This window comes from Amycolatopsis iheyensis, assembly GCF_024703995.1.
Classification (GTDB): domain Bacteria; phylum Actinomycetota; class Actinomycetes; order Mycobacteriales; family Pseudonocardiaceae; genus Amycolatopsis; species Amycolatopsis iheyensis.
This window is the reverse complement of record NZ_JAMXQV010000062.1, coordinates 1-6,906: the sequence shown is the minus strand read 5'-3', so window position 1 is coordinate 6,906 and position 6,906 is coordinate 1. Positions and strand designations below refer to the sequence as shown.

Annotated in this window: 6 protein-coding genes and 1 pseudogene; 3 read left to right on the top strand and 4 right to left on the bottom strand. The window is 71.2% G+C overall.

All coding sequences use genetic code 11. The features are described 5' to 3' along the window. A pseudogene (locus tag M8542_RS49635) lies at nucleotides 1-127 on the top strand (IS630 family transposase); the annotation flags it as partial. Here the strand turns inward: M8542_RS49635 and M8542_RS49630 are convergent. From M8542_RS49630 to M8542_RS49615, 4 genes are all read right to left on the bottom strand, one after another. Beyond that, nucleotides 124-987 carry a nuclear transport factor 2 family protein gene (locus M8542_RS49630; RefSeq protein WP_257927432.1) on the bottom strand — a complete coding sequence of 288 codons (864 nt, stop codon included), beginning with the start codon at nucleotides 985-987 and terminating at the stop codon, nucleotides 124-126. The pseudogene M8542_RS49635 and the gene M8542_RS49630 sit on opposite strands and share 4 nt — an antisense overlap. Nucleotides 988-1,057: 70 nt before the next feature. Next, nucleotides 1,058-2,380 carry an ankyrin repeat domain-containing protein gene (locus M8542_RS49625; RefSeq protein WP_257927431.1) on the bottom strand — a complete coding sequence of 441 codons (1,323 nt, stop codon included), beginning with the start codon at nucleotides 2,378-2,380 and terminating at the stop codon, nucleotides 1,058-1,060. A 287-nt stretch (nucleotides 2,381-2,667) separates the two neighbouring features. Further along, complete coding sequence (locus M8542_RS49620) at nucleotides 2,668-3,480, bottom strand: TIGR03620 family F420-dependent LLM class oxidoreductase (protein WP_257927430.1); 813 nt, start codon at nucleotides 3,478-3,480, stop codon at nucleotides 2,668-2,670. Then, on the bottom strand, nucleotides 3,477-4,376 hold the full coding sequence (locus tag M8542_RS49615; protein WP_257927429.1) for a TIGR03620 family F420-dependent LLM class oxidoreductase: 900 nt from the start codon (nucleotides 4,374-4,376) through the stop codon (nucleotides 3,477-3,479). Before M8542_RS49615 ends, M8542_RS49620 begins: the two co-directional genes overlap by 4 nt. An 87-nt stretch (nucleotides 4,377-4,463) precedes the next feature. Between M8542_RS49615 and M8542_RS49610 the strand changes: the two genes are divergently transcribed. Then, on the top strand, nucleotides 4,464-5,027 hold the full coding sequence (locus M8542_RS49610; RefSeq protein WP_257927428.1) for a TetR/AcrR family transcriptional regulator: 564 nt from the start codon (nucleotides 4,464-4,466) through the stop codon (nucleotides 5,025-5,027). A 125-nt stretch (nucleotides 5,028-5,152) separates the two neighbouring features. Continuing rightward, on the top strand, nucleotides 5,153-6,751 hold the full coding sequence (serA, locus tag M8542_RS49605) for a phosphoglycerate dehydrogenase (RefSeq protein WP_257927427.1): 1,599 nt from the start codon (nucleotides 5,153-5,155) through the stop codon (nucleotides 6,749-6,751). The last annotated feature ends 155 nt before the right edge of the window (nucleotides 6,752-6,906 follow it).

The window sequence follows — 6,906 nt, the reverse complement described above, 5'->3', positions numbered from 1 at the left end:
CGACGTCGAGGCCTGGATCGGCGCCTGGAACGACGACCCCAAACCCTTCGTCTGGACCAAAACCGCCGACCAGATCCTCGACACCCTCGCCGCATACTGCCAACGAATTAACGACTCAGGACACTAGAGCTTCGCGGCCAGCTCCGGGATCCGGCCGAGGTCGCCGGCGATGCCGAGGTGGTCGCCGTAGTCGCGGGATTCGACGATCAGGCCGTCTCGCACGCGTATCGAGAAGATGTTGGCGATCCGCACCGGCCGGCCGCCGTATTCGCCCTGGTAGGCGAACTCGCCGATCAGTACCTCCGGGTCGGCGCCCTGGTAGGTGACCAGGTCCGCGACCGAGAAGCCCGGGTTCATCGCCTTGCCCGCCTGGAAGTGCTCGCGCACCTCGTCCCGCGTGCGGATCACCGCGGAGCCGGGCAGGAACGGGTGCGTGACGTGGGTTTCCTCGGCGTACAGCTCCGGCAGCTCGTCCCAGCGCCCGCCGGCGACGCCGTGCACGAGTCGTTCGAGCACCGTCTCCGCGCTCTCCGGAGTGGCCGGCGACAGCTCCCGCGGCGGCGCCTGCTCGTAGGCCTTCGCCAGCTGGTCGACGCCGTCGCGGATGACCGCGAGCCGCAGGTAGTCGTGGTAGTCGCGGGAATGGACGATCAGGCCGTCGCGGACGCGCAGCACCTGGATGTTGGCCGTCGTCGTGGTGCGGCCGGTCTCGACGGACTCGGCGTCGTAGTCGTATTCGGCGACGACGACCTCGGGGTCGGTGGTCTCGTGGACGACGACGTTGTTGCGCTTGAACCGGTACGCGCCGGCCAGGGCGCCGGTGAAGCGCTCGTGGACGACGTCGCGGCCTTCGATGCGCGTCGGGCGTGGCACGGCCTGTGGGTGTTCGACGACGGTGTCCTCGGCGTAGAGCGCGGAGAGCTCGCTGAAGCGTCCTTCGCTGATGCCGTCGGACAGCGCGGCGAAGACCTCGCGGGGTGTGGTCATGCTTCCTCCCAGTGGGCAAAACGGAGTCTGTAGTCCGCCTTTGAAGATACGGACTACAGACTCCGGTTGTCTACTGGAGCAGCTCGCGGGCTTCTGGCTGCCCGCACACCTCCGCCCAGGTTTCGGGGGTGCTGTCGAAGAGCGCGTCCCGCGCGCCGAGGTCGGCGCCGTGCTCGACGAGCACGCGGAGGACGTCGAGCTTGCCGTTCTGCGCGGCCAGGTGCAGGGCGGTGACGCCTTCGCCGTGCCCCGGCCCGCCGAACGTGCCGGCCCGGTTCACGTCGGCGCCGAGGTCGAGCAGCGTCCGGACGGCGTCGACCCGGCCGCGCGCGGCGGCCCAGGTCAGGGCCGTGCCGCGGTAGACGTCGGCGTCCACGTCGGCGCCCCGGGCGACCAGCGTCCGCAAGGCTTGCGTGCGGTTGTTGCGTGCGGCCCAGGAGAGTGCTTCGTTCCTGACCTCGGCCGGGTCGTCGGTCGGCTGCCACTTCGGGAAACCGCTGTGCGGACGGTAGAACCCACGGTGCGCGCCGGCCGCCGGGTGACCCGGCTCGAGCAGCTCGGCCAGGAGGTCCGCGTCGCCGAGCCCGGCCGCGACCCGGAGGTTGCCCGGCGCCTTGCTGTGCACGGCCAGCTTGTTCGCGACCTTGCGGTTGCCCCAGAACAAGGCGACGACCAGGGGAGTGCCGCCGTCGCCCCGGGCGGAGACGTCGGGCGAGGCGCCCGCGTCGAGCAACATGTCCAGCAGGAGTGGGAGGTTGCTGTAGGTGGCCTGGTGCAAGGGAGTCCAGCCGTGGACGTTACCGCGGGTGGGGTCCGCGCCGTGGTCGAGCAGGATCCGGCTGAGGCGCTCGTCGCAGGTCGCGCCGGCCATGCCGAGCAGGTCGTTGCCGTTGGTGCCGCGGGCGGTGACCAGGCCGGGGAACTCGTCGAGCAGCGTTTCCAGCTGCTTGACGTCCCGGGCTTCGACCGCCCGGTACGCGCGGGCGAACGGCTCGCCGCTGTCCACAAGGGACTTGACGTGCGTGCGAAGTCCTTTCCAGGAGCCGAACCCGTGCTCCTTGGCGACGACCGCGCGAGCACCGTCGCGGGTGAGCGGCTGCGCCCACCGCTCGAAGGGTGCTTTCGCGCCTGGCGTGTCGTCTTCGGCTGAAGCGAGCAGGCCGAGCGCGCGCTCGGCGTAGTACTCGACGTCCTGGTGGTAGGGGTGCTGCAGCGTGTCGCCGTGTTCGGTGACGCGCCGGACGTACGCCTGGAGCTTCGGCCAGCTCGGGAACCCGTGGTCCCGGGCGATGCGGAACTGCGCTTCGGAGAGCTTGACGCCCTCGGCGCGTGCGAGGTCCTTCGCGCGCTTGCGGAGCTGGTCCAGGCTGGGTTTCGCGGGCAGCGTGCCCATGGTGCCTCCTTCCCTCGTCGCCCGTGGTCCGCCGGCACCGGGCAGGAAAGAAGGTGCGGAGCTGGTGGTGCGGTGCTGCAGGGGTGGGCTCGGCCCTTTCCGCGGACGGGACGCGGCCCTCACCGCGCCCCGCCACCCTACCCTCGTGTGAAGGAAGGGTCATCACTCGTGATTGAAGGGTCGACTCGCGTGATTAGAGGGTCGACACGGCGAAGCAAGGACTCTTGGCCGTGTCGTCGCTCTCATCACGCGTGTCGACCTCCCAATAACACGTGTTGACCCTTCGCTCACGGGATCAGGGCCGCGAGGCGGCGGTAGGAGGTTGGGGTGGGGGACAGGACCTGGAGGCAGACGTGGTTGGCGCCGGCGTCCAGGTGGGACCGGATTCGGGTGGCGATCTGGTTTTCGCCGGTGGCGACCAGGGCGGCGACCAGGCGGGGGCTGCCGCCGTCGGACAGGTCCTCCTCGGTGAAGCCGAGGCGGCGCAGGTTGGCCTGGTGGTGCGGGGCCTGCCGGACGTAGAGGTCCACGTGCTCGCGGGCCGCGTCCGGGTCGGTGTCCAGGAGCACCGCCTGCTCGACCGCCAGGTGCTTGGCCGGGCCGAGCCGCTCCCGCGCGAGTGCCGTGTGCTCCGGTGGGACGAAGTACGGGTGCGCGCCGTCGGCGTGTTCGGCCGCCAGGTCCAGGGCCCGGGGGCCGAGTGCGGCGAGCAGCCGGCGGGGCCGCGGGGCCGGCACCGGCAGCGCGGGCAGGTCCGCGGAGTCCATGCCCGTCAGGTACTCGCGGATCGCGGTGAGCGGCCGCGCGCCGGGGAAGTGGCCGCCGAGGCCGACGGTGAACCGGCCCGGGTACGCCTCGCCCAGCGCCCGCGTCGACGCTTCCGCGCTGATCGGCGCGCGGCGGTCGAAGCGCGCGATCCCGGTCGCGACGACCAGCCGTGACGTCGCCGCGAGCAGCAACGCCGCCTGCGTGAACGCGTCCCGGCCGGCGTATTCGCCGAACCACAGCGCGGCGAAGCCCAGCTCCTCGACCTCCGCGGCCGTGTCCCGGACCTCGCCGATCGGGGCGCCGTCGAAGAACCGCCAGATCCCGACGCTCATCGGAGCACCGCCGGCGCCAGCTCGGCCAGGAGGTCCACAGTGGACTCGAACGTTGCGGCGGACGGCGTCAGCAGCACGTGGTCCGCGCCCGCGTCGAGCAGCTCGTCGAGGCGTTTCGCGATGGTCGCGGCGTCGCCCCACAGGACGAGGTCGTCGACGAACCCGTCACTCGGCCCCGCGATGTCGGCTTCGGTGTAGCCGAGCCGTTTCCAGCCCGCGTGGTAGACCGTGACGGCGAACTCCCTCGACTGCGCCACCCGGCGCCGCACGCTCTCCCGCGCGTCCTCGCGGCTGCCGAGCAGCACGGTCTGCTGCGGGATCAGCAGCTTGTCCGGCCCGAGGATTTCGCGGGCGTACGGCGTGTGCGACACCGGTTGGGCGAACGGGTGCGCGCCGTCGGCGTGGTCCCGCGAGAGCTCGAGCATGCGCGGTCCGACCGCGGCCAGCACGCGGGGAAAGGCGACGGTGGCCGGACTTTCCGCCGCGGCTTCGTCCATTTCGGACAGATACGCGCGCATCCGGTCGACCGGCCGGTACGGCTCACCGTACTTCGCCGCCTGGAACGCGTGCCCGATGCCGACGCCGAGCACGAACCGGCCCGGGTGGGCCTGGGCGAGCGTCGCCCCGCCCTTCTCGGCCGTCCGTCCCAGGCGGGCCCAGACGTTGGCGATGCCGGTGCCGAGCACGACGTCCGGCACCGAGGCCAGCAGGTCGCCGAACGCCGCGAACACCTCGCGACCGCCGGGTCCTTCGCCGCTCCAGACCGAGCGGTAGCCGAGCCCGGCGAGCCGCCGGGTGGCCGCGCGCTCGACGTCGGGCGGGGTGCGCAGGGGCGCGCTCGGCAACCAGGCGCCGATCGCGCCGAGCCGGGCCCGCGTGTCTTCGATCAGGGTCATCCCCAGTCCCTCCATTAAGTTGAGGCTGCCTCCGGTTAATATACGGAGGTAGCCTCCGATCGGCTACCCGGTAGGGTCGGAAAGGCGATGACCGAAGTCAAGCCGATGCGCGCGGACGCCCGCCGCAACTACGAGCGCCTCCTCGCCCAGGCGCAGCGCGCCTTCGCCGAGCACGGCGTCGACGCGTCGCTGGAGGACATCGCGCGCCGCGCGGGTGTCGGCATCGGCACGCTTTACCGCCATTTCCCGACGCGGGAAGCGCTGCTCGAGACGCTCCTGCGCGCCCGGTTCGACGGCCAGGCCGAGCGGGCGCGCGAGCTGCTGACCCATCCCGAGCCGTTGCACGCGCTGCAGAGCTGGCTGGCCGGGCTCGGCGACGCCACCGGCACCTTCCGCGGCCTGGTCGAGCTCACCGCGGACGCGCTCAGCGACGAATCGTCCCGTTTGTACGCGTCGTGCCACGCAATGCGCGAGGCCGGTTCCCATCTAGTGGAACGTGCGAAGAACGCGGGCGAACTGCGTCCCGACGTCACGACCCACGAACTGCTTTTGTTGCTGCACGCGGCTTCCTGGGCGGGTGGGCACCTGCCCGGCCCCGGCGGCACGCAACGCCTCCTGGCTCTTGTTTTCGAGGGATTACGAGTGAGTTAACACCGTGGGAAGCCAGGGGGCCGCCCAGCGGGTTAAACTCCGGCTCGACCGGGGCACAACGACGTGCACAAGACCGTTGTCGACTCAAAGCGTCCTGGAAATGACCAGATAGTGGGAGCCGCATCGTGAGCAAGCCCAGCAAACCCGTCGTCCTCATCGCGGAGAAGCTCGCCCCCTCCGTGCTGAGTGTTTTCGGTGACGAGGTGGAGGTCCGGCACGTCGACGGGACGGACCGCTCCGCGCTGCTCGAGGCGGTGAAGAGCGCCGACGCGCTCCTGGTCCGCTCCGCGACCAAGGTCGACGCCGAGGTCCTCGGCGCCACGACGCAGCTCAAGGTCGTCGCCCGCGCCGGGGTCGGCCTGGACAACGTCGAGGTGCCCGCCGCCACCGAGCGCGGTGTCCTCGTCGTGAACGCCCCGACGTCGAACATCGTCTCCGCCGCCGAGCACGCCGTCGCCCTGCTGCTGGCGGTCGCGCGCCGCGTCCCGGCCGCGGACCAGAGCCTGCGCGGCGGCGAGTGGAAGCGCAGCTCGTTCTCCGGCGTCGAGCTGCAGGGCAAGACCGTCGGCGTGGTCGGCCTCGGCAAGATCGGGCAGCTGTTCGCCCAGCGCCTCGCCGCGTTCGACACCAAGATCATCGCCTACGACCCCTACGTCTCGGCCGCACGCGCCGCGCAGCTCGGCATCGAGCTCGTGACGCTCGACGAGCTGCTGAGCCGCGCCGACGCGATCTCCATCCACCTCCCGAAGACGCCGGAGACCAAGGGCCTCATCGACGCCGAGGCGCTGAAGAAGACCAAGCCGGGCGTCATCATCGTCAACGCCGCCCGCGGCGGGCTCATCGTCGAAGAAGACCTGGCCGAGGCGCTGCGCTCGGGTCACGTCGGTGGCGCCGGCGTCGACGTCTTCGTCACCGAGCCGACCACGGCCAGCCCGCTGTTCGAGCAGCCGAACGTCGTCGTGACGCCGCACCTGGGCGCCTCGACCGCCGAGGCGCAGGACCGCGCGGGCACCGACGTCGCGAAGTCGGTCTTGTTGGCGCTGCGTGGCGACTTCGTGCCGGACGCGGTGAACGTCTCCGGCGGCGGCGCGGTCGGCGAGCACGTCCGCCCGTACCTGTCGCTGACCCAGAAGCTGGGCACGCTGCTGACCGCGTTGAACCCGAAGGCGCCGACGTCGGTGACCGTGCAGGTCAAGGGCGAGATCTCCAGCGAGGACACCGGCGTGCTGCAGCTCGCCGCGCTGCGCGGGGTGTTCACCGGCGTGGTCGAGGACCAGGTCACGTTCGTCAACGCGCCGCAGCTGGCGGAGAAGCTGGGTGTGCAGGTCGAGCTGCAGACCGAGACCGAGAGCCCGAAGTTCCGCAGCCAGGTCACCGTGCGCGCGGTGCACGCCGACGGCTCGGCGCTGACGGTGTCCGGTTCGGTCACCGGCAAGGACGAGGTCGAGAAGCTCGTCGAGGTCAACGGCCGCGGCTTCGACCTGCGGGCCGAGGGCACCGTCCTGCTGGTCGAATACGGCGACCGCCCGGGTGTCATGGGCCGCGTCGGCACGCTGCTCGGCGAGGCCGGCATCAACATCGAGGCCGCGCAGATCAGCCAGACGACCGACGGCTCCGACGCGGTGATGCTGCTGCGCGTCGACCGCCACATCGACGCGCACCTGCTCGACCCGATCGGCGCCTCGGTCGGGGCGCACACGATCCGCGCCGTCGACTTCAACTGACGTAACACTTTCGAAGGCCCCCTGTCACGGCGGATTCGAGGGGTCGTTGCAACACGGGTGATCAACTGGCTTCGGTCAGGAGTTTAGCCAAGCGCTCGGCTGGGGTGTCCCAGCCGAGCGTTTTGCGTGGGCGGCGGTTGAGCTGCGCGGCGACG

Excerpts from the sequence above, each read along its gene's own strand:
- M8542_RS49615 (WP_257927429.1), bottom strand. The coding sequence starts at position 4,376 with ATGACCCTGATCGAAGACACGCGGGCCCGGCTCGGCGCGATCGGCGCC.
- M8542_RS49610 (WP_257927428.1), top strand. The coding sequence starts at position 4,464 with ATGACCGAAGTCAAGCCGATGCGCGCGGACGCCCGCCGCAACTACGAG.
- M8542_RS49630 (WP_257927432.1), bottom strand. The coding sequence starts at position 987 with ATGACCACACCCCGCGAGGTCTTCGCCGCGCTGTCCGACGGCATCAGC.
- M8542_RS49625 (WP_257927431.1), bottom strand. The coding sequence starts at position 2,380 with ATGGGCACGCTGCCCGCGAAACCCAGCCTGGACCAGCTCCGCAAGCGC.
- M8542_RS49620 (WP_257927430.1), bottom strand. The coding sequence starts at position 3,480 with ATGAGCGTCGGGATCTGGCGGTTCTTCGACGGCGCCCCGATCGGCGAG.